The following is a 20,364-nucleotide window of genomic DNA, read 5'->3' on the forward strand; positions in this document are numbered from 1 at the left end:
GGTTCAGTGCTCCGGGATATACAGGATTTCCACGCGACGGTTGCGCGTGCGGTTCGCCGGCAGATCGGCCGGCGTCGCGATCGGCTGCGACGAGCCAGCGCCGCTCGCTTCGAGACGATGCGGATCGTCGAGCCCCTGCGCGAGAATCTGCTGCGTGTTCTGCGCGCGCGCCGTCGACAGCGCGAAGTTGTCCTTGAAGGTCAGCGAACGCACGGGCTGGTCGTCGGTGTGGCCGACGACGATCACCCTGCCCTTCACCTGATTCAGCGCCGACGTGATCCGGTGCAGGAGCGACACCACGTCGGGCGCGATGTCGGCGCCGCCCGACGGGAACAGTTCGGCGGCGGCGAGACGCACCGTGTCGCGGCCATCGGTTTGTTCGTCGACGGTCAACTGGCCGGCCTGTTCCTGTGGCGCGAGCAGTTGCTTGAGCGTCACGCGCGCGGCCGTGGGCGCGGGCGTCGCTACGGTTTGCGGCGGCGGCGTGTTCTCGAGACCGATCGCGGCAAGCTGTGCGCCGACTGGCGCAGCGAGCGCGTTGAGCTTCGTGAAAAACACCAGGAACGCACCCAGCAGCACGACGGCCGCAGCCGACGCGGCGACCCACATCGGCACATGCCGCATCACCGGATTGCGGCGGTCTTCGACGCCGCGCCAATGCGGCGCCAGTTCCGCGGCGGGCGCTTCGCGCAGCCCGCGAATGCGTCGATAGAGATCATCCTGAATGTCGGCCAGGCGCGCGAGGCCGCCTGGTTCCACGAGATAGCGTCCGCCGAAGCCCAGCGCGAGACAGATGTACATCAGCTCAATCAGATCGAGATGGCGCGAGAAGTCGACGCTCAGGCGATCGAGAATCTGGAAGAACTTCGCGCCGCCGTAGGCCTCGCCGTGGAATGTCACGAGCAGCGTCTTTTGCGCCCAGCCGCTCAGGTCGCCCCACGGCGCGTTGTTCACCGACTCGTCGAGCATCGTGCATAGCACGTAGCGCGCTGCCACGATGCTTTGCGTGTCGATGCCCGCACCCTGTGCGTAGCGCTCGAAGCTGCGCACCTGTGCGACCGCCTGTTCGCGCAGACGGCCGACGTCGGTGGGCGGCGCAACGCTGTGCCGCAATTGCACCGTCAGCAGCAGCAGCGGATTGGCCGCACGGACGAGCGGATTGGCGACACCGCTCAGGAAGTCACCCAGCTCGGCGCGCAGCGGCGGCGGGCCAGGCGGCTGCGACGGCCGGTTTGCCGGCATCACGCGCGAAGTGGGCGATGCTGGCCGCACGATGCGCGTGACGTCGCCGGCGTCGGTGTTGGGATCGGTGTTGGGATCGGCGTTGGGATCGCCGTTGACGGCGCGCTGCGGGCGCACCATCGTCGCATCACCGCGCCGGGTTGCGTCGGCGGAACGGTCGTTGGTGGTATTCATGCGCGTACCGCCCACAGTTGCAGGTCGAGACCGGCGAAGCCGCTACCGAAGTGCATCGCGATGCCGCCGGACGTCTTCAACATGCGCCACATCGGCGAGTTTCTGTCGCACTCGAAATAGAGGAAGCCCGACATGTAGGGCAACTGGCGCGGCGCGACCGCCATCGGCGATACGCCGATGCCCGGCAGTTGCAGGTTCACCAGATCGCGGATCTTTTCGACGGGACCGATCTTCGATTGCGTCGGCAGTTGCCGGCGCATGTCTTCGGACTTCAGGTCGGCCTTCGCGGCGAGCACGAAGGTCGCCGTGTCCAGCAGCGTGAGATCGGGCACCATGCCGACCCACACGCCATACTTGCGCTGCTGCAGCGGAATCGCGACAGCACTCTGTTCGAGCACCGCGCTCAACGCGATGCGCAGCGCCGCGATCACCGGCTCGAAGCTTTCGCGCAGCAGTTCGTGCCGGTACGGCGGAAAAGCCTGCGCGCGCTTGCCCGGCGTCGTGAATGTAGCCAGCTCGCCGGCCAGTTCGAGCAGCAGCCGGTAAAGCGCTTCGGGGTGCAGCAGCGGCGCCTCGGCAAGATGCGCGACGAGCGGCTGATAGCGGTTGATCACCTGCAGCAGCAGAAAGTCCGCGATTTCCGCGGCACCGCCGCGATCGGTCTCGCTCACACGTCCTGCGAGCGCCTCGCCGCGCTGATGCAGCAGGCCTAGCAGCTCGGACAGGAAGGTGACAAGCCGCCCGGCCGCTTCGGTGCTCTGCGAGGTCGGCACGAAGCCATCGTCGAGGATCACCCGCCGATCGGCTCGGCATTCGACGACCCGTGCCAACGGAATCCGCATCAGGCCTTCCATCGGCTGCAATTCGGGTAAAAGGCGTGTGCTCATGCCCGCGACTTCGAGCGCGGTGACGCCTTCCATGCTGCCCGACGCATCGCGCACTTCGGCTTCGCGCACGCGATAGCGGAACAACTGATCGCTGCCGGCGCCGGGCCATGCGCTGTCCGGCTGCGTGGGCGAACGCAGCGGCAAGGTCAGATGGACGATCTGGTCGCGCCAGTTCGCATCGATATCGAGCGGCGGCGGCAGTGGATCATCGCCGGGCATTGCGAACGGCGTGCCATCGGGAAACACGCCGCGTGCGCGCTTGATGCCGAGCTTGCCGATTGCGAGCAGATCGCTTTCCAGTTCGAGTTCGTGAAAGCCCCATGCGTGCGGACGCAGATTGCCCGCGCGCAGCTCGACGTAACGCTCGAAATAGCGTTCCTGCTGCTGCATGTGCTGAGGCCTGAGGAACAGGCCCTCGCTCCATACCACCTTGTTGCTCTGGGTCATGTCGGTGAACCGGATAGGGGTTGTCACACGTCGCGCGACGAGTGCGGGTCGCGACGGCCTCGGGCCTCGCCGCACCGGGTTGCGCCGGCGGGTTGCGTTGGCTGGTTACGTGGGCTCGTTGCGCCGCCTTTTCAGGCGTCCGAGCTGTTCTTCGTAGGCGCGCGCGAATTCATCGCCGAACAGCCGCCTGAAGCATTCATCGGGATTTCTCGTGACTTCTTCAAACTGTTCCTTGTAGCGCTCCCAGTGACGCGGCCGGCCACCGAGCGGCAAACGGCGCACGCTGCCTTCGGCTTCCCGTTCGATCTTCGCCGGATCGAAATGCGCGAGCAGCGACTGGAACGCGGAACGCACGCCAGCAAGCATCGCCATCTGGTGATTGCGGATGTCGTCGGCGGCATCGTTCAGCGCGGCGTTGCCGCGGAGGAAGCCGCCATCGGGCGGCGCGAGCAGCCTCATGACGGCTTCCTGCGCGGTCGGCGCGAACTTCAACGGGTTGTTTTCAGAACGCTGGATCAACGTCGCGGGCAGCCGGAAGCTGTTCTTCAGTTCGGCGCGCGCGCGTAGCACGTCCATCATCGCGTCGACGGCGATGTGGAACATTTCCATCAATTCGGGAGCGTCTTCGCCGGCGGGCGACGGGGCGGCAGAGGCGAGCGGAGCGGTCGGAACCGCAGGCACTGCCGGCGCTGCAACTGCCGCAGCGATGACGACGGGTGTTGTGTCCGGCGACGCGTGCGAATGCATCGGCGTTTCCGACTGCGTTTGATTTTGCGGCGGCCCCTGCGTCGGCGTCGATGCGTGCGTTGGCGCGGTCGCCGCGACAGCAACGCTTGTCGGGAGCCCCTGCCCGGAACGCGCGACGACCAGGCTCGCGCTCGCGTCCCAGTCTTCCGGGAGGACGGGCCCTCCAAGCCGTGCTGCCTCGGCCTGCGGCGGCCGGAAGCGGTCGGCCGCCGCAGGCGTGTGGTTCCAACCGGGCGCGGACGATACGCGAGGCAGCGGTTCGTCGGCGTAGGACGATGGCACATCGAACAACGCGAGTGGATCGAGACTCGCGCCCGGCGCCGATCCATCGGCGACGCCCGGAATCAGGCCTTCGGCCTCGCCCGCATGCTCCTGCGCCGGGGTGGCGCGCCGTGGCGCGAGCAGCAGGCTCAGGTCCAGCGGACCCCTGTTTTGCGCAGGCGCAGGCGCCGGTGCGCAGGCAGGGGCCGGCGCGGCAGCAACGAAAGACGCGGTGCGCCCCGGATCGACCGAGCCGGCCCGCGGGTTCGGTTCGGTCGCACCGTTGCCGCTCAAGCGCACGCTGACATCGAACGTGTCGATCTGCAAGCGGTCGCCTTGCTTCAGGGCGGCCGGATCGCCTTTTCGCAGTGGCGCGCCGTTCAGCGACATGCCGTTCGTGCTGCGGTCCTCGATGAAATACATGCCGTTCAGGTAGCGCACCAGCGCGTGCAGACGCGACACGCCTTCCGTGCCCAGCACCCAGTCGCACTCGTCGGAACGGCCGATGCTGCCATCGCGGCAGTCGAACACCTGCTCGCGGCTTGCGTCGAAGCCGCCAGTCCCCTCGCCTTCTATCGAGAGAATCAGCCTCTGCGCGGCGCTCATTGCATACCTCCATCGATACCTTCAGGAACACTCAGCAGGCCCAGCGCATCGCGCACGAACGCGGCACGGCGTGCATCGAACCGCGCGGGAACCAGCGCGGCCATGTAGCTCACCGCGGCCGTCGCCGCGATCGCCGTCAGATGCTCCGGCGGCGGCGTCGGCCGCTCGTGCTCCGGATTCAGGTTGCCGCCCGACCAACCTGCGGCGGCAGCCGTCCATGCGCCGATCGTCTGGTAGCGATGCGTCTTCGCGAACGCGAGCGCCGCGGCGCGTTGCGCTTCCATGGGATCGCGCACCCACGCTTCCGCGAGTTCGAGACCTGCGCGGTCGTGTTCGTCGAGCGTCTGACGGCGGCAGCACTGGCACGCCCACGCCACCGCATAACGGCGCGGCAGCAGACGACCAAGCAGGCTCAACGCATCGGCTGAATGTCCGGCGTCGAGCAATGTCTGCACCGCCGAACGCGCCGCCATCGACGGCCGCAGGCACGCTTGCGCGCGCGTGGAAAGCCGCATCTGGCGCGCTGCTTCGAAAATCGACGGCGTGCTCATAAGATCATCGGAGCCGCGCCGCCCAGTACCGCCGTCGCGGTCCCGATCAACTGCAGGTTGGTGGACTGCACGAGGCAATCGGCCTCGGACAGGATTTCCATCGCCGCGATCGAACTCATGTTCAGATTCGCTTTCGAGTTGATTTCCATCGCAAGACCCGATGCCATCGTCACGTTCATGCCTCCGTTAAGCGAGACGCTGGTGCCTTGAATCGCGATCTCGCCGGTGCTGTTCATCGTGATGCTGGCAAGTCCGGTGACCAGCCTGATCTGGTTGCCCGCCGTCAGCGTGTAGTTGCGCGCGACCTGTACATCGTGGTCGTGCTCCGACTCTTCGCGCAGATCCTTTTGCGCGTGAATCAGAACCTGCTCGCTGCCCATCCGGTCTTCGAAGCGGATCTCGTTGTAGTCGTCACTACCGCCACCTTCGTGGCTGCGGCTTTTCACACCGCTTTGGGTCTTGTTGTCCGGCAGGTTGTACGGCGGCATGTTGTCGGCGTTGTAGACACTGCCGATGATCAGCGGCCGGTCCGGATTGCCGTCGAGAAAGCTGACCACCACTTCCTGTCCGACGCGCGGGATGAACTGCGCGCCCCAGCGCTTGCCGGCCCACATCTGCGCGACCCGCACCGGGCACGAGTTCCGCGCGTTCGGTTTGCCCTGACGATTCCAGAAGAACGTGACCTGCACGCGGCCGTATTTGTCGACGGCGATGTCTTCGGGCGTATCGCCGTACACCTCCGCCGTCTGCAGGCCAGCGATCACCGGACGCGGCGTCGTCGGCATCGTGCGAAACAGCTGGCGGCTGCGGATCGCCTTGAAGCCGCACCTGAACGGCGCCTCGCCATCGTCTCCACCGCCGCCCGCCGAGTAGTCCGGCTCGACGAGGCGCGTCACCGCGTCGATCACGAGGTATTCGTGATTCGCGTCGGCAAGCGGAAAGTCCTTGAGCCTGAACAGCGCACCCGTGGCGAGACCACAGGCGTCGGTGTGGCCGGCGCTCATCGCGAGCGGCACATTCAACGCATCCGCGCGCACCTGCGCGTAGCGCTGGCCGTCGGACAGACGCTCGTCGTAGCCAACGTAGTCGTACCCATAGTCGTAGACGTCGAGGCCGCTCACGTTGTGCGCGTCCTCCATGTCGGTCAGCTCTTCGGTGGCAAGCAGCGATGCTTTCGGCTTCAGATAGTCGTAGTCGTCGAGCTGCACCTTCGTCGCGTTGACCGCGCGAGAGGTCTCCCAGTCGCTGATCGACGCCTTCATGCGCTTGCCCCGCCCGATCGGCGGCGCATAGGGAATCTGCTCGAAGCCAGCCACGCTCGAGTGCGCGCCGAGCGCATCGGCGAGCACCATCGTGTGCGTGCTCTGCGTATGCGTGAAGAAGTAGTAGATGCCTTCCTGCTCCATCAGCCGGCTGACGAAGTCGAAGTCGCTTTCGCGGTACTGCACGCAATAGTCGCGCGGCGGATAGCTACCGCTGAGGCTCACCTTCAGATCGCTATAGCCGATGTCGCCAAGTACCGACTGGACGATCTGCGGCACACTCATGCTTCGATAGATGCGGCAGTCGCGTCTGCGCGTCGCTAACCACGGTTTCGGCACGAGCGTGAACGTGTAGACTGCATAGCGCACGTTGTCGATGTTGACGAAGCCGCCCTGCTCGCCTTCGCGGACAATCGCGTTGAAGTAACGCGTATAGCCTTGCGGCGTGACAAGCTTCACCGTCATCGGCGTGCCCAGCAGCGAACGCAGATCGACTTCCGCGTTCTTGCTGATCGCTTCGAGCCGATATGAAAACAGCCGACCGAGCGACTCGGTCGCGGTCATGTTTGCGAACAGGAGACTGCTGCCGAGACTGGAAGTGAGTGTGATTGCGTGGGCCATGACGTGATCTGCGAACCTTCTTTACGTTGCGGGTAAGTCGTACTCGACGGGAAGCCGCAGCGCGGTGATCGAACCGGTATCGGCGCCGCTGTTGCGAACCGGACGCCTCCGGGTTGACGGTTTTTGCCTGCTGGCATCGCTCCATCTCCCGGCGCGATTAGTACGCCCTTTGGCAAACAGAACACCCGGCCCACGCGATCTATTCCTTCGCCATGGCGCAAATGAATTTGATATAGGTTTCCTTATAGGTCTCCTGAGTGAGCGGATCCGAACCCTTATTGACCAGTTGCCGCGAATTGTCCACCGGGTCGTTCGCGACCACGGGACGGTCGTCCTGCGTGTTATGGATCAACCCGATATTGACGTGATCCCGGATTCGCTCGAAGAACTCATGCGCCAAGCCAATCGTGAAAGTAACTGTCCTTGACCTTGTGCATGGGGAAGTACCAGTTATCTCGCATGAATAGATTGTTCTGCAGTTTCTGATCCGCGGTCTGAGAGCGGACTTGCTCCTCGAACATTTTGTCCCGGACCTTTTTGAAGCCTGAACTCTCCGCCGCTGCCGTTGGTCCCGTCATTCTGATCGTGCTCGTCCGGACGTCATTCATATATTCTGTTCGCAAAGCATCGCTGTTCCTGATCGATCTGAAGTTGCTGTGTATGAGCGATTTGTAGGACTTCAAGCCGCCGCTGCCAGCGTGACCCGCAATGATCGAGTTGCTGATCGATGGCGTCTGGTCGCCTCTGACGTTCCGTTCCCACCAGTTTGGATTCACCCAGTCGCTCTCGCTTATTCCGAGATGCCAGGCGGGATGCACGGCGGAGAATCGCGGGTAAGACTGGTGGCAGATGATTTCCCCCAAGGGACTGACGCAGCTGACGTCGGTATCGACATAGAGACCGCCATGCTGAAGAAGAATCTCGATTCGCAGAATATCGCTGGCCGAACCGAAGTTGGCTCCGCGATTGACCAATTCGCGTCGGTAAATCGTCGAGTTCTTACCCATCTTCAAATCATGCTGCACCTCGCGCAGTTTGAGCCTGTTCTGCTCGCAGAAGTTTATGATCGAGTTGACCTGGCGGCCCCGCATTCCACGCAAATCCTCGCCGCGCATGTTCAGATACTGATTCAGATATCTCATCGTTGCCGAATCGCCCCCGTCCTTACCCAAACGTTGAGCCACCTCATCCCATTGGTTCGGCGTAGTGCTGGCGTTGTGTTGTACGCTGATCTGGCGGCGACGTTCGCCTGTCAGTAACTGATTGGCGTCGATCCAGAGATTCACCTCCCAATCGGGGTTCAACCTTGGAAACGTTATGATGCAATCGCGGTTTCGTTGCGGGATATCGCCGCCAATCCAGATAATATGAATTATCTTTGGAATAGCTTTCACGTTTTGAACTCCTCGTAAAGGTCAATTTCTTTCGACCGCCTCGGCGTGCGGCGCCCCGGTCACACTAATCAGGAATGCTGGGACTTGCGGCGATGAGCGGCGCACACTCGTCGAAGCGATACGCAAAATCGCCGTCCTCGACGCTCACGCCAACCCGCTCGATCGCGACGCCGTCGATCATGCGTGCGAGAAACTCGCGGCTGATCGCAGGCAACATCGTGTTGGTCAGAATCGCATCGATCATCCGGCCACCCGATTCGCTCTCCGTGCAGCGACTCACGACCAGTTGCGCCACGCCGTCGTCATAGTCGAGCGGCACGCGATAGCGATCCTCGATACGCCGCTTGATGCGGTCCAGTTGCAGTCTCACGATCTTCGCGAGCATCGCGCCACTGAGCGGGAAGTAAGGGATCGGCACGAGCCGGCCTAGCAGCGCGGGGGGAAACACCTCGAGCAACGGTTCGCGCAGCGCTTTGGCGAGGCCCTGTGCATCCGGCATCAGCTCCGGGTCCTGGCACAGGCCGGCGATCAGATCCGTGCCGACGTTCGTGGTCAGCAGGATCAAGGTGTTCCTGAAATTGATCGAGCGGCCTTCACCGTCATCCATCACGCCCTTGTCGAACACCTGAAAGAAGATTTCGTGGACATCGGGATGCGCTTTCTCCACTTCGTCGAGCAGCACCACCGAATACGGCTTACGCCGCACGGCCTCGGTCAGCACTCCGCCTTCGCCATAACCGACATAGCCTGGCGGCGCGCCCTTCAGCGTCGAAACCGTGTGCGCTTCCTGAAACTCGCTCATGTTGATCGTGATCAGGTTGTGCTCGCCACCGTACAGCGCCTCGGCGAGCGCCAGCGCGGTCTCGGTCTTGCCGACGCCCGACGTGCCGGCGAGCATGAACACGCCGATCGGACGGTTGGGGTTGTCGAGACCGGCGCGCGATGTCTGGATGCGCCTGGCGATCATCTCCATCGCGTGGTCCTGACCGACGACGCGCTCGCACATCAGGTCGGCGAGATTCATCACGGTCCGCAGTTCGCCACGGACCATGCGCCCGACCGGAATGCCGGTCCAGTCAGCGACGACCGACGCGACCGCCTGGTAGTCGACATTCGCCAGGATCAGCGGGTTTTCGCCCTGCCGCTCGGCGAGCTGCGCCTGCAGTTGTTTCAACTCGGCAAGCACCTCTGCCCTCGTGTCATCGTCGAGCGCCGGCGGCGCGAACGAGTTTGTCGATGCGTCGGACTTCGCGTCGCCGTGCGCGGTCGGTTCCCGCGCACTGCCGGCGCGTTCGTCCGGCGCGGCCTCGCCTCCTAGCCGCGCGCGCAACGCCAGAATCTGCTGGACCAGCGATTTCTCGTTGTCCCACGCGGCTTCGAACTGCTGCAAACGCAGCCGTTCCGCTTCGAGCGTCGCTGCAGCCAGCGACTCGCGAGCCTCCACCTCCATGCCGACGCTTTTCTCGCGCGCGATGATCGTCTGCTCGGTCTCCAGCGCCTCGATCCGCTTGAGTGTGTCGTCGATTTTCGCCGGCACCGCGTGCTGGCTGATCGCGACACGCGCGCACGCGGTATCGAGCAGGCTCACGGCCTTGTCCGGCAACTGACGCGCGGGAATATAGCGATGCGACAACTTGACGGCTGCTTCGAGCGCTTCGTCGAGAATCTGCACACGATGATGCTGCTCCATCACGCTCGCGGTACCGCGCATCATCAGGATGGTCTTCTCTTCGCTCGGTTCGTCCACCTGCACGGGCTGGAAACGTCGCGTCAGCGCCGGATCCTTCTCGATGTGCTTGCGGTATTCGGCCCAGGTGGTCGCGCCGATCGTGCGCAGATTGCCGCGCGCGAGCGCGGGCTTGAGCAGGTTCGCCGCGTCGCCGGTGCCCGCCGTACCGCCCGCGCCCACCAGCGTATGCGCTTCGTCGATGAACAGGACGATCGGCTTGCGCGAAGACTGCACTTCGTCGATCACCTGACGCAGGCGGTTTTCGAACTCGCCCTTCATGCTCGCGCCGGCCTGCAACAGGCCGATATCGAGCGCACGTACCTGCACGTTGCGCAATGGCGGCGGCACGTCGGCACGCGCAATGCGCAGTGCGAACCCCTCCACCACAGCCGTCTTGCCGACGCCCGCTTCGCCGACCAGCATGGGGTTGTTCTGGCGCCGGCGCATCAGTACGTCGACCAATTGGCGAATCTCGGCGTCGCGGCCGACCACCGGGTCGATCTTGCCGTCGCGCGCCTGCGCGGTCAGATCGACCGTGAACTGCTGCAACGCCTGTTGCCTGCCCATCTGCGCGGGCGCCATCGCACCGCTGCTCTCGCCCGGCGCAACCGCGCCGGACGCAACCGCGCCGGCACGAAACCCGTCGGTGGCAAGCTGGCCGTCTTCCGGCGAGCCTTCGACGATGCCGGCGAAGTCGTCGGCCAACGTCTCGGCGCGTAGCTTGTCGAATTCCCCCGAGACATCGAGCAATGCGTGGCGCAAGTGCCGCGTACGCAACAGGCCGACGATCAGATAGCCGGTGCGCACCTGCGCTTCGCCGAACAGCAGCGTAGCGAATACCCAGCCGCGCTCGACCGCTTCTTCCACCTCGGCCGACAGATCGGAGATGCTCGTACTGCCGCGCGGCAAACGTTCGAGTGCGACCGTGACGTCGCGTGCAAGGTGCGACGGATCCAGGCCGAAATGCCTGACGATGCGATGCAGATCCGAATCCTGCAGCTGCAGGATCTGATGAATCCAGTGCGCCAGTTCGACGTACGGGTTGCCGCGCAGCCTGCAGAACACGGTAGCGCTTTCGATACCCCGATAGGCCAGCGCGTTGAGCTTGCCGAACAAGGCGCCACGACTTATTTCAGCCATGATTCCAATCCTGTATGACCAGAGGCGGCCGCGAAGCAGTCGCCAGTTCAGTTGAAAGATGCCCGGACATGCGAACGCCGGACGTCACTCGGCCGGGCTCAACACGACCTGGTCGGCATCGCTGCGCTGCGCATAGCGGCCCATCCACGTGTTGAAGCCCATGCGGGCCGCCTGACCCAGATGCGTCAGCGGCACTTCTTCTTTCTTCAGCACGAGCTGCACGTCCCAGCCCTTCTCTTCGCCCACATACAACTTGACCGCCGCCACCAGTTGCAGGAGCGTGTCGCCGCCCGGCAAAAAACGGTTGAACTCGTTGCGGGTCAGCGGCCCGACGCGCAGCCGGAAGCGCTGCTGCGCGCCGCGCACATGCGAGCCGAGCAATGCGTCGCGGCCCATCGAGGCCATGCTCTTGCCGATATGCAAACGCGCGTCCCGAGGCAATTGCATCCACCCGGCGACGAACTCGAGCACGCGCACCGGCACACCGAAGAAGTGCTCGAGAAAACGCCTGAGTCCTTCGGCATTGCGCGCTTGCGGCACCAGACGCCCGGCGAAAAAGCGCTTGTACTGATCGGGCAGCGCGTCGCGTGCGTCGAGGTGCGGCGTGGCGATGCCGATCAGCGCGCCGACATAGGTGCGAAACCGATCCTGTTCCGGACGGTCCAGCTGTACGGTGGGCTGCGCATCGGCCCACGCGCGATAGAAGAGGCTCAGCATCCGGTGATGAAACACGTCGGCAAACGCGACGAACGTCGGGTCTTTCGCGTTCCGCTCCCGATCGACGGCATATTCGGTGAGGTGCAACGGCAGCGGCCCGTTCGGTCCGAACAAACCGAGAAACAGCCCAACCAGCCGCGCCGGCCGGCCGGCCTTTCCCGCCTCGAAACGCGCGATGCTGCGCGACGGAAATTCCAGTGCCGCGGCATGGGCGAGACGCACGGGATCTTCGGCCGGCCTGGTCGAATGACCGAACCGCGGCCGTTGCGGATACGCGCATTCGAGACGGCGCATTGCCTCGAAGAACTCGAAATCTTCCGGGCTCGCGCGCAACGTGGCTTCGAGCACTACAGGATCGGGCGCTTGCCGGGATTCGCGGGCCATCGGGCCACCTCGTTTCGTTCGAGCGTGCGCAACACCGTCTCGGCAAACGAATTCAGCGAGACATAGCGCGCAAAGAAATGCTGCAATACCGACGCGAGCAGAAATGCGCCGCTGCCTTCAAAAGCGGCATCGTCGCAGCTCAGCGTAATCTCGAGCCCGCGGCCATAGGTGATCGGCCCGGGCACCGGCACGCGACGCGTGATGGGCTTCGCCGCGACATGCTTGATGCCTTCGATCTGCCGTCGCGTCGCGGCGTCGAACTCGTCGTGATACAGGCCGAGCATCTCGCGCAGCGCCGCCGCGCCCGTTTCGCCTTCCTCGTCGAGCAGTGACAGATAGTTCAACTGCAGGTGGCTGATGAGCCGCCACGCGGATTCGCCGGTCGCGGTCGGCGCGCGTGGCCGGGTCGGTCCAGCCACACAGCGGATCGACGCCACGGGCGCGTCGGTATCGAGCGTGAAATCGGTGTACGACTTGCCCACCGGCATATGCAGCGGCAAATCGCGATTCGTGCACAGCAGCCGCAGTCCTAACTGGCGCAGCGTGGTCGCATAGGGCGCGTCGTTGGCATCCACGAGCGCGATAAACGTTTCGCTGCCGACGTAGCTCGAGCGTGCGCCGCGTCGCTTCTGGCGGCTCGAGATCAGCCGCGGCTCGCGGCGCAGCGTGTAGAAGGCCGCCTGCCCGCCGTGCCATGTGCGAGCGGTGCTGTCATAGAACGGCAGGAAGCTTTGCTCCGGCTCCTGGCGATCGCCGTAGCCCTGCACTTCCAGCACGCTATGCACTTCGAAATCCATCGGCCGGGTGTGGTCGCCGAGCACGTGATACTCGGTGTCGCCCTGCTGCAGATGAATACGGTCCGCGCGGCGCTCGAACAGATTGATTGCCGGCGCGCAGAACAGGCGGAAGTTGCCTGCATCGATCGCGTTGTGCAGGCGCGTCACGCTGCGCTCGAGCCACACCACGATCTCGAACTCGTTGCCCCGCGAACGTGCGAGCAGCGGGCGCAGCTCCGTGAACTCGGCAAACAGGAAACGCTCCGGACACGCGAAATACTCCTGCAACAGCCGGTAACCGCTGAACGAACGGCCACCGTAGGGCAGTATCGCGTCATCTTCGTCGAAGCCTTTGGCGCGCAGCGCCGACGCGTCATGCTGTGTCTCGATGGTTTGCCCATCCGGCGCGGTTGCGCGCACCGTATAGCCGATGCGGTTGGCCATCAGCTGCTCGTAGAGCCATCGCGGCAGATCGTCGGCGCCGGCGAGATAAACCGGCAGGCTGTCGAGCGCGAGCGTGTTCGCCGGCACGCCGCAAAGCGTTGCGAACTTCAGGCGCAAACCCGCGCGGACCTGCCCGGCTTTCGACGGCGGCGGCACGAGGTCGGCGGCGGCAAGCGCCGCGGGTGTGTCCAGGTATCTCGCCTCGGTGATCGCGAGCGGCCACAGCGTCACGTCGTGCGCGGTGCGGTATTCGCACGCCGTGCGCTCGCCGAAGCCGGTGAGACCGCGCAACACCGTGTGCCGCGCGACCGGGTGTCCGGTGGCAGGAAGGTCTTCGGCTTGATCCGGATACAACTGCACGACCGCCATCGACGGAATCGGCGTCAGGTAATGCGGGTAGATCATCTCCAGAAGATGCTGCGTGAACACCGGATACTGCGCATCAAGCTTCATTTGCACGCGCGCCGCCAGAAACGCGAAGCCTTCGAGCAACCGTTCGACGTACGGGTCAGCGCAATCGAGACCTTCCATCCCGAGACGGCCGGCAATCTTCGGATACTCGCTCGCAAACTCCGCGCCCATCTCGCGGACGTGTTGCAGCTCACGGTTGTAATAGCGCAAGTGTCGTGGGTCCATGACGATCAGCCGAAGTGTTGCGACACATGAAACACGCCGGTCTCGAGATCGACGTCGGTGCGAAGATAGAGAGAGAGCGGCATCGGGTTCGCCCACATGTCGGCTTCGATCAGGAAACGCAGCGAACGGCTGCCCATGCGCGCTTCGTCGACCTCGACGCTCACCTGAACAGTGCTGGCGATCAGACGGGGTTCGAAGTCGAGCAGCGCCGAACGGATCCGGTTCTGCAACAGCTCGGCATCGATACCCGACAACGCCGCACCCGCAAGATCGGGGATACCGAAATTCAGTACGGAATTACCCACCTGCGCGAATCCGGTCAGCTCGTCGCTGCTCCAGTGCCGCGTGCAGTTGAGCAGCCACGCGATATCGCGTGTCACGTATTCGCGCAAACGCGCGGCCGTAATGACGCGCTGCTCCCGGCTCTCCTCGCGCTGCGCAGGATCGAAATCGGTGAGACGATCGAGCAGCGACGGCTGCAGACGCTCCTGGGGCATCAGTTCTGCCATGACGTGCGCCCCCTCAAGCTGCTTCGAACGTGATCGAGCGCACGTCGAGCAAAGGATATTCGTCGACGTCGGTGATCAGCATGCGCTGACCAACGCCGACGAAACAGCCGTCGCCGAGATCGGTCCACGCCGTACGCTTTGCCAGCGCGAGCGCGATGTCTTCACCTCGCTCGCTGCCGCAATAGCGGCAAGGCACGAAGCCGATCGCCTCATCACCGCTCTTCCAGGTGATTCGCACCGGCGCCCAGATCTTGTCGCGCAGATCAGTGGGCGCATCGAAAGACAGCGCAGCGACGCGCGAGAACGGCACCCACGCATAGCTGTCCTTCAGGATCACTTCGAGGCACGGCCCGAAACGCGGGTCGGCGTCGGCGATCCATTTGAACGGCACGCCGTCGATGCTGCCGCGCACCGTTTCCGCTTCGTCGAAGGCTCGCGCGCGCAATGCGAGCGCTTCGGCGATCCGTCCGCCGCACAGTTGTTGCAGCGACTGCAACAGCAAGCGCTCCCATTCCGACCGCTCGCCGACCGTTGCCGGGTTACGCAGGGCGGCCAGCACGGCTTCGCGTTCGCGTTCGCCGACCAGTGCCGCGCGGTAGGCGGCGACCATCAACGCGTTTTGTCGTTCCAGTTCGCCCGCCACGGTCAACTGGGTTCCGGCACGCTCCCAGTCACCCCGCAACGCAAGCAACTGAAACAGAAACACGCGCAGCGTCGCGTCCGCCGGCGAGTTTTTCACATTCGCGGCCAACGCTTGCAACGCGTCGTTCAAATGACCGTCCGCGAGCAGCTTTTCAGGTTTGACATCGACTGAAGAAAGTGTCACTGGATGTGCTCCATTCAATGAAAGAAAGCGGGCGAAAAGACCGGTATCGCCGCCTGCTTACTGCTTGGTGACCTGCTGGATATCGAATGTGAAATCCTTGGTGCCGCCGTTTGCCTTGCCTTCATCGTCCTGCGGCTGGAACGAGTACTTGAACTTCCCGAAATGCAACGTGATGTTCTCGGTGAGTCGTTCGTCGCCACCGCTGCCGCCCGTGGATACCGACGTGACCAGCACCCCTTCGCTCAGCTCGATGGTCAGGAAGTCGGTCTGCTGACCCGTTGCGTTGGTGACGTACAGATAGGCGTTGTCGACGCGCGCGCCCGTGCAGCAAGCGTTTAGCAACGCGTTCGAGCAACTGTCGATGTACTTCGTGACGGTGATGTCCTGAATGTTGGCCTTGCCGCCCGATGCATAGCCCGCACCCGTGTGCAGATTGCCGGTATTGCTGGCGCCCCACGACCACGCGATGATCGGAACCTGGTTCTTGTGCTTCGAGTGATTGGAAGCGCCCTGGATCGTGACCGCTCCGGAGCCGAATTTCAGGTGCATGTCGAATGCCATAGTGACCTCTATTTGTGAGCCAAAGAGTGCGCTCGCCGTAGCGGCGAACGATCAGGACCGGAACGCTGCCGCTCCGGACGATTACCTGCAAGGTGAGATGCAGCAGAAGCCTCAGGCCGCCTGCGCGGAAGGCAGTCGCGATACGAGCCGCAGCGATACGGTGAGTCCTTCGAGCTGGTAGTGCGGCTTCAGGAAGAACTTCGACGTGTAGTAGCCGGGATTGCCTTCGACGTCCTCGACGACGACTTGCGCGGCAGCGAGCGGCTTGCGGGCCTTGGTTTCCTCGCTGGAATTCACCGGATCGCCATCGACATAATTCATGACCCAGTTCGACAGCCAGCTCTCCATCTGCTCGCGCGTGCTGAATGAGCCGATCTTGTCGCGCACGATGCATTTGAGGTAGTGCGCGAAACGGCAGCACGCGAACATGTATGGCAAACGTGCCGACAGATTCGAATTCGCCGTGGCGGCCGGATCGTCGTACTCTTCCGGCTTCGCGACCGATTGCGCGCCGATGAATGCCGCGATGTCCGAATTCTTGCGATGCACGAGCGGCATCAACCCCATCTTGTCCAGTTCGGCCGAGCGCCGATCGGTGATCGCGATCTCGGTCGGGCACTTCATGTCGACGCCACCGTCGTCGCTCGGGAAGGTATGCACCGGCAGACTGTCGACTGCTCCTCCCGACTCGACGCCGCGAATCCGCGTGCACCATCCGTAGTACTTGAACGAACGGTTGATGTTCACCGCCATCGCATACGCAGCGTTCTGCCATGTGTACTTCGATGAATCCGCGCCTTCGGTGTCTTCTTCGAAGTCGAACCCGTCGACTGGGTCGGTCTTCGCGCCGTACGGCAGGCGTGCAAGCGTGCGCGGCATCGTCAGCGCGAGATAGCGGGCGTCGTCCATTTCGCGAAGCGAACGCCAGCCCGCGTAGTCCGGCGTCGTGAAGATCATCGACAGATCGCGCGGATTGGCCAGCTCGTTCCAGCCTTCCATGCCGAGCAACGTCGAATCCGCCGCCGAGATGAACGGCGCATGCGCGGCGGCGGCGACCTGCGAAATGCCGCGTAGCAGTTCGACGTCCTGCGGACCGTGATCGAAGTAGTAGTCGCCGATGAGGCAGCCATACGGTTCGCCGCCCAGCTGACCATATTCTTCTTCATAGATGCGCTTGAATACAGGGCTCTGATCCCATGCAACGCCCTTGAAGCGCTTGAGATTTTTTGCGAGTTCCTTCTTCGATATGTTCACCACCCGGATCTTCAGCATCGGATCCGTTTCGGTGTTGGTAACGAGATGGTGCAGCCCTCGCCACGCGCCTTCCAGCTTCTGAAAGTCCGCGTGGTGCATGATCTGGTTCAACTGCTCGCTGAGCTTGCGGTCGATCTCGGCGACATACGCGTTGATGGTTTGCGTCACGTCATCCGAAACGATGTGCGAATCCTGCAGCACCTGTGCAGCGAGCGTGCGCACGGCCGATTCGACTTCCTGCTTCGCGCGCTCGTTCTTCGGCTTGAACTCCCTGTTGAGCAGCGCGGCGAAATCATCGGCGCCGCTCAATGAGTCCTCGACGCCTTGCTCGATCTGATTCTGGCTTTCCATGATCGCGCTCACTCCTGTGCGGGTTCGGTGTCGGCGGCTTTCGGCGCCGCGCCCAGCGATTGCAGCAAGGCGGGATCCTTGATCGCCTGCGCGATCAGCTTCTCCGCGCCCGACTTGCCATCGAGATAAGTGCCGAGGTTGGCGAGCTGCGTGCGCGCCTCGAGCAGCTTCGCGAGCGAGTCGACCTTGCGCGCCACTTCCGCGGGCGAAAAATCGTCCATGCCTTCGAAGGTGATATCGACCGCCAGATTGCCTTCGCCCGTCAGCGTGTTGGGCACGCTGAAGTTCACCCGCGGCCTCATCGACTGCATGCGGCTGTCGAAGTTATCGACATCCACTTCCACCGCCTTGCGCGCTTCGAGCGGCGGAAGATCGCCGGCATTGGCGCCTGACAGATCCGACATCACACCCATCACGAACGGGATCTGCACTTTTTTCTGCGCGCCGTACAGTTCCACGTCGTACTCGATCTGTACGCGTGGCGCCCGATTGCGCGCGATGAATTTCTGACTGCTCTGTCTCGTTGCCATGCGCTGATTTCCTCTGGTATCCGTAGGGTTTCGTGAATCCGGCGATGCGTCTTACGAGCCTGCACTCGACTTGCCGCGTTGCAGACGCGTCGTCCATGCACCCAGAACAGCGCAGCATCGCGATCTATTCCACGTCTGTCGAAACCGTTGCGTTCATGTTCCAGATCACACTCGCCGCCGTCTGCGCAAATCAGAACAGCCCAGCCGGGCAGATATTCCGTTGTGTCGTGGACTGGATCTTTTCGTGCGTGCGTCACGCAGAGACAGGCTCACCATATGGGACACGCGAAGGCGAGTTTGTGATCATCGAAACCCTGGAATAAACCCGCGAGCCGGCTGTTCTGTTGATACTCGCGCGATATAACGCGCCGTATTCACCGCGCTTCGCCAATTGAAACGCTCAACCAGGCTCATCCGGATGATCTTCGGACTTTTCAAGCGGTCTGTACCGTTCGCCTTGCTGCTGCTTGCACCCTATGCCAATGCGGCGTGGACGCTCGTGCAGGCCGATGCGCCCGTCACCGTCATTCATGAGACGGGGCGTTATCAGGCAGATGTCGGGCAGCGCTTTGCGCTTGACGATATGGTCGAAACGCCGACGAGCGCAGGCGTGCAGATCCAGGACGACGCGGGCAATAGCGTCGCGCTGGGTCATGGCACTCGCGTGATGCTGATGCGCGACGCGCATATCGCGGTGCTCGGCGGCTGGCTGAAGGTGCTGCACGCGTGCGACGCAAACACGGCGAATTGCGCCGCGCCTGTGATCGACACCGCCCGCACGCGATTCACGCCCGCGGACAATACCGTGCTGGTCATCGCGGCAACGGCAAGGAATTATCGAAGTGGCAAAGAGCGGAACGCCAACGTCCAGGACACCGACGCAGTGTTCTGTGAGAGCGGCGCGGCCAGCATTCTCGGCATCGGCGCTTCGCACGGCAATGTTGCGCCGCTCAAGCTCGATGCGCATCGCTTCGCCATGCATCCCGCGGCGAGCGACACGATCGCCGTGACAGCAGGCCCTGATCCCGCTTTCGTCGCCGCGATGCCCGTTACATTCCGCGACGCGTTGCGTGTGCTGCCGATGCCGGCCCATCCACGCAACGAGCCGCCGGGCAGCATCCGACCGGTCGCTTACGACGACGTATCGGACTGGCTCGACAGCGAACTCGCTGCGCGCAGGGATCCATCGACGCGTTTCACTTCGCGCTTTCGCGCGCGCCTGACCGATCCCGCGTTTCGCCGCGCAGTCGTGCAGCGCATTCGCGATTTGCCGGACTGGCGTGCGCTGGTCTTTCCGCCGCCACCGCGTGCCGTGATACGGAGCCCCGCAATCCAGACCGGTTCCGTCTACGGTTCCGCTTACCGTTCCGCTTATCGTTCCGCTTACCCATCCGCTCCGGTTCGCCCATGAAGCTGTCACTCGCCATCAAGTTCAATCTCGTGTTCATCGCGATCTTCGCGATCGGACTGACCGCCATCGGATTCGTCGCGGATCGTGTGTTGCAACAGCAGGCGCTCGACGAAACGCGTCACGATGCGGACGTGCTTCTGAACGCCGCCAGCGCGATGCAGAACTACACGGCGCAACACATCACGCCGCTGCTCGCGACGCAGATCAAATATTCGTTCGTGCCCGAGTCGGTGCCGGCGTACTCGGCCATCGAAATGCTGAACTCGTTGCAGAGCGCGTTTCCGAACTTCTCGTACAAGTCGGCTATGCTCAATCCGACCAATCCGCGCGACCGGCCAAGCGACTGGGAAAGCGAAGTGATCGCCCATCTGCACGACCATCCGGAATTGAAACAGGCCACCGGACAGCGTCATACGCCGGGCGGCGAGCAGTTGCTGTTTCTCGCCCATCCGAGCCGCATTACCGACGCCGCGTGCATGCAATGTCACAGCACGCCGTCCGCGGCGCCGCACACGATGATCGACAAGTACGGGCCGGCCAATGGTTTCGGCTGGACCATGAACGACGTGATCGGCGCAGAATTCGTGTCGGTGCCGATGTCGGAGTCGATCGCGCGCGGCCGTGCGGTATGGCGCAGCCTGATGGTCTCACTGGCCGCTGTATTCGCGGTGGTGCTCGTCGTGCTGAACGCGATGGTGCACTTCCTCGTCACGCGGCGTTTGCAGATGTTGTCGCGCGCCGCGGACGAAGTGAGTCTCGGCAAACTCGGCGACGTCGAACTGCCGGCCGGCGGCAGCGATGAAATAGCGTCGCTCGCGGTGTCGTTCGGACGGATGCGCACGAGCCTCGTCGCAGCGTTCGAGATGATCGAAGAGCGCCAGGCGTAAGCGTGCCGCACACATCG

18 protein-coding genes are annotated in these 20,364 nt (G+C 63.5%); 3 read left to right on the plus strand and 15 right to left on the minus strand.

Annotated elements, in window-relative coordinates; genetic code table 11:
• Positions 1–3: 3 nt before the first annotated feature.
• From icmH to tssB, 15 genes are all read right to left on the minus strand, one after another.
• Positions 4–1,416 carry a type IVB secretion system protein IcmH/DotU gene (gene icmH, locus HDG33_RS15320; protein WP_184029463.1) on the minus strand — a complete coding sequence of 471 codons (1,413 nt, stop codon included), beginning with the start codon at positions 1,414–1,416 and terminating at the stop codon, positions 4–6.
• Positions 1,413–2,750 carry a type VI secretion system baseplate subunit TssK gene (gene tssK, locus HDG33_RS15325; protein WP_184029478.1) on the minus strand — a complete coding sequence of 446 codons (1,338 nt, stop codon included), beginning with the start codon at positions 2,748–2,750 and terminating at the stop codon, positions 1,413–1,415. The genes icmH and tssK overlap by 4 nt, the downstream gene beginning before the upstream one ends.
• A gap of 105 nt (positions 2,751–2,855) precedes the next feature.
• Positions 2,856–4,364 (minus strand): type VI secretion system-associated FHA domain protein TagH, encoded by a 1,509-nt coding sequence (gene tagH, locus HDG33_RS15330; RefSeq protein ID WP_184029481.1) that lies wholly within the window; start codon positions 4,362–4,364, stop codon positions 2,856–2,858.
• Positions 4,361–4,915 (minus strand): DUF6931 family protein, encoded by a 555-nt coding sequence (locus HDG33_RS15335; RefSeq protein WP_184029484.1) that lies wholly within the window; start codon positions 4,913–4,915, stop codon positions 4,361–4,363. Before HDG33_RS15335 ends, tagH begins: the two co-directional genes overlap by 4 nt.
• Positions 4,912–6,798, minus strand: a complete 1,887-nt coding sequence (gene tssI / locus HDG33_RS15340; RefSeq protein WP_260330431.1) for a type VI secretion system tip protein TssI/VgrG — start codon at positions 6,796–6,798, stop codon at positions 4,912–4,914. Before tssI ends, HDG33_RS15335 begins: the two co-directional genes overlap by 4 nt.
• Positions 6,799–6,997: 199 nt before the next feature.
• Positions 6,998–7,198, minus strand: a complete 201-nt coding sequence (locus HDG33_RS36955) for a hypothetical protein (protein WP_221311420.1) — start codon at positions 7,196–7,198, stop codon at positions 6,998–7,000.
• Complete coding sequence (locus HDG33_RS15345; protein WP_184029487.1) at positions 7,188–8,192, minus strand: TcdA/TcdB catalytic glycosyltransferase domain-containing protein; 1,005 nt, start codon at positions 8,190–8,192, stop codon at positions 7,188–7,190. The genes HDG33_RS36955 and HDG33_RS15345 overlap by 11 nt, the downstream gene beginning before the upstream one ends.
• 64 nt (positions 8,193–8,256) lie before the next feature.
• Positions 8,257–11,061: a type VI secretion system ATPase TssH gene (gene tssH, locus HDG33_RS15350; protein WP_184029490.1), complete on the minus strand. Its 2,805-nt coding sequence runs from the start codon at positions 11,059–11,061 to the stop codon at positions 8,257–8,259.
• A gap of 84 nt (positions 11,062–11,145) precedes the next feature.
• Positions 11,146–12,162, minus strand: a complete 1,017-nt coding sequence (tssG, locus tag HDG33_RS15355) for a type VI secretion system baseplate subunit TssG (protein WP_184029493.1) — start codon at positions 12,160–12,162, stop codon at positions 11,146–11,148.
• Positions 12,126–14,018 carry a type VI secretion system baseplate subunit TssF gene (gene tssF / locus HDG33_RS15360; protein WP_184029507.1) on the minus strand — a complete coding sequence of 631 codons (1,893 nt, stop codon included), beginning with the start codon at positions 14,016–14,018 and terminating at the stop codon, positions 12,126–12,128. The genes tssG and tssF overlap by 37 nt, the downstream gene beginning before the upstream one ends.
• Before the next feature lie 5 nt (positions 14,019–14,023).
• The gene (gene tssE / locus HDG33_RS15365) at positions 14,024–14,527 is read right to left on the minus strand and encodes a type VI secretion system baseplate subunit TssE (RefSeq protein WP_184029511.1); all 504 of its coding nucleotides are present in this window, start codon (positions 14,525–14,527) and stop codon (positions 14,024–14,026) included.
• A 13-nt stretch (positions 14,528–14,540) separates the two neighbouring features.
• Complete coding sequence (locus HDG33_RS15370; RefSeq protein WP_184029524.1) at positions 14,541–15,353, minus strand: type VI secretion system accessory protein TagJ; 813 nt, start codon at positions 15,351–15,353, stop codon at positions 14,541–14,543.
• 57 nt (positions 15,354–15,410) lie between these two features.
• Positions 15,411–15,914: a type VI secretion system tube protein Hcp gene (locus HDG33_RS15375; protein WP_090804249.1), complete on the minus strand. Its 504-nt coding sequence runs from the start codon at positions 15,912–15,914 to the stop codon at positions 15,411–15,413.
• Between the two features lie 111 nt (positions 15,915–16,025).
• Entirely contained in the window at positions 16,026–17,519 is a 1,494-nt protein-coding gene (gene tssC / locus HDG33_RS15380; protein WP_184029554.1) for a type VI secretion system contractile sheath large subunit, read from the minus strand.
• Positions 17,520–17,527: 8 nt separating this feature from the next.
• Complete coding sequence (gene tssB, locus HDG33_RS15385; RefSeq protein WP_090804246.1) at positions 17,528–18,049, minus strand: type VI secretion system contractile sheath small subunit; 522 nt, start codon at positions 18,047–18,049, stop codon at positions 17,528–17,530.
• Between the two features lie 95 nt (positions 18,050–18,144).
• On the opposite strand from tssB, the gene HDG33_RS15390 reads away from it, so the two are divergent.
• The 3 genes from HDG33_RS15390 (at position 18,145) to HDG33_RS15400 (ending at position 20,347) form a co-directional block, all read left to right on the plus strand.
• A complete protein-coding gene (locus HDG33_RS15390; protein ID WP_184029557.1) occupies positions 18,145–18,372 on the plus strand; it encodes a hypothetical protein in 228 nt (75 codons plus the stop codon).
• A 95-nt stretch (positions 18,373–18,467) separates the two neighbouring features.
• Entirely contained in the window at positions 18,468–19,460 is a 993-nt protein-coding gene (locus tag HDG33_RS15395; protein WP_184029560.1) for a hypothetical protein, read from the plus strand.
• Positions 19,457–20,347, plus strand: a complete 891-nt coding sequence (locus tag HDG33_RS15400; RefSeq protein WP_184029563.1) for a DUF3365 domain-containing protein — start codon at positions 19,457–19,459, stop codon at positions 20,345–20,347. Before HDG33_RS15395 ends, HDG33_RS15400 begins: the two co-directional genes overlap by 4 nt.
• Positions 20,348–20,364: the final 17 nt, after the last annotated feature.

This window comes from Paraburkholderia sp. Cpub6 (assembly GCF_014201065.1).
Lineage (GTDB): Bacteria > Pseudomonadota > Gammaproteobacteria > Burkholderiales > Burkholderiaceae > Paraburkholderia > Paraburkholderia tuberum.

Bases quoted from the DNA above. Each gene is read 5' to 3' on its own strand.
- tssG (WP_184029493.1), bottom strand. From the start codon at position 12,162: ATGGCCCGCGAATCCCGGCAAGCGCCCGATCCTGTAGTGCTCGAAGCC.
- tssB (WP_090804246.1), bottom strand. From the start codon at position 18,049: ATGGCAACGAGACAGAGCAGTCAGAAATTCATCGCGCGCAATCGGGCG.
- HDG33_RS15335 (WP_184029484.1), bottom strand. From the start codon at position 4,915: ATGAGCACGCCGTCGATTTTCGAAGCAGCGCGCCAGATGCGGCTTTCC.
- tssF (WP_184029507.1), bottom strand. From the start codon at position 14,018: ATGGACCCACGACACTTGCGCTATTACAACCGTGAGCTGCAACACGTC.
- tagH (WP_184029481.1), bottom strand. From the start codon at position 4,364: ATGAGCGCCGCGCAGAGGCTGATTCTCTCGATAGAAGGCGAGGGGACT.
- HDG33_RS15395 (WP_184029560.1), top strand. From the start codon at position 18,468: ATGATCTTCGGACTTTTCAAGCGGTCTGTACCGTTCGCCTTGCTGCTG.
- tssI (WP_260330431.1), bottom strand. From the start codon at position 6,798: ATGGCCCACGCAATCACACTCACTTCCAGTCTCGGCAGCAGTCTCCTG.
- tssC (WP_184029554.1), bottom strand. From the start codon at position 17,519: ATGGAAAGCCAGAATCAGATCGAGCAAGGCGTCGAGGACTCATTGAGC.
- tssK (WP_184029478.1), bottom strand. From the start codon at position 2,750: ATGACCCAGAGCAACAAGGTGGTATGGAGCGAGGGCCTGTTCCTCAGG.
- HDG33_RS15375 (WP_090804249.1), bottom strand. From the start codon at position 15,914: ATGGCATTCGACATGCACCTGAAATTCGGCTCCGGAGCGGTCACGATC.
- HDG33_RS15400 (WP_184029563.1), top strand. From the start codon at position 19,457: ATGAAGCTGTCACTCGCCATCAAGTTCAATCTCGTGTTCATCGCGATC.
- tssE (WP_184029511.1), bottom strand. From the start codon at position 14,527: ATGGCAGAACTGATGCCCCAGGAGCGTCTGCAGCCGTCGCTGCTCGAT.
- HDG33_RS15390 (WP_184029557.1), top strand. From the start codon at position 18,145: ATGCACCCAGAACAGCGCAGCATCGCGATCTATTCCACGTCTGTCGAA.
- tssH (WP_184029490.1), bottom strand. From the start codon at position 11,061: ATGGCTGAAATAAGTCGTGGCGCCTTGTTCGGCAAGCTCAACGCGCTG.
- icmH (WP_184029463.1), bottom strand. From the start codon at position 1,416: ATGAATACCACCAACGACCGTTCCGCCGACGCAACCCGGCGCGGTGAT.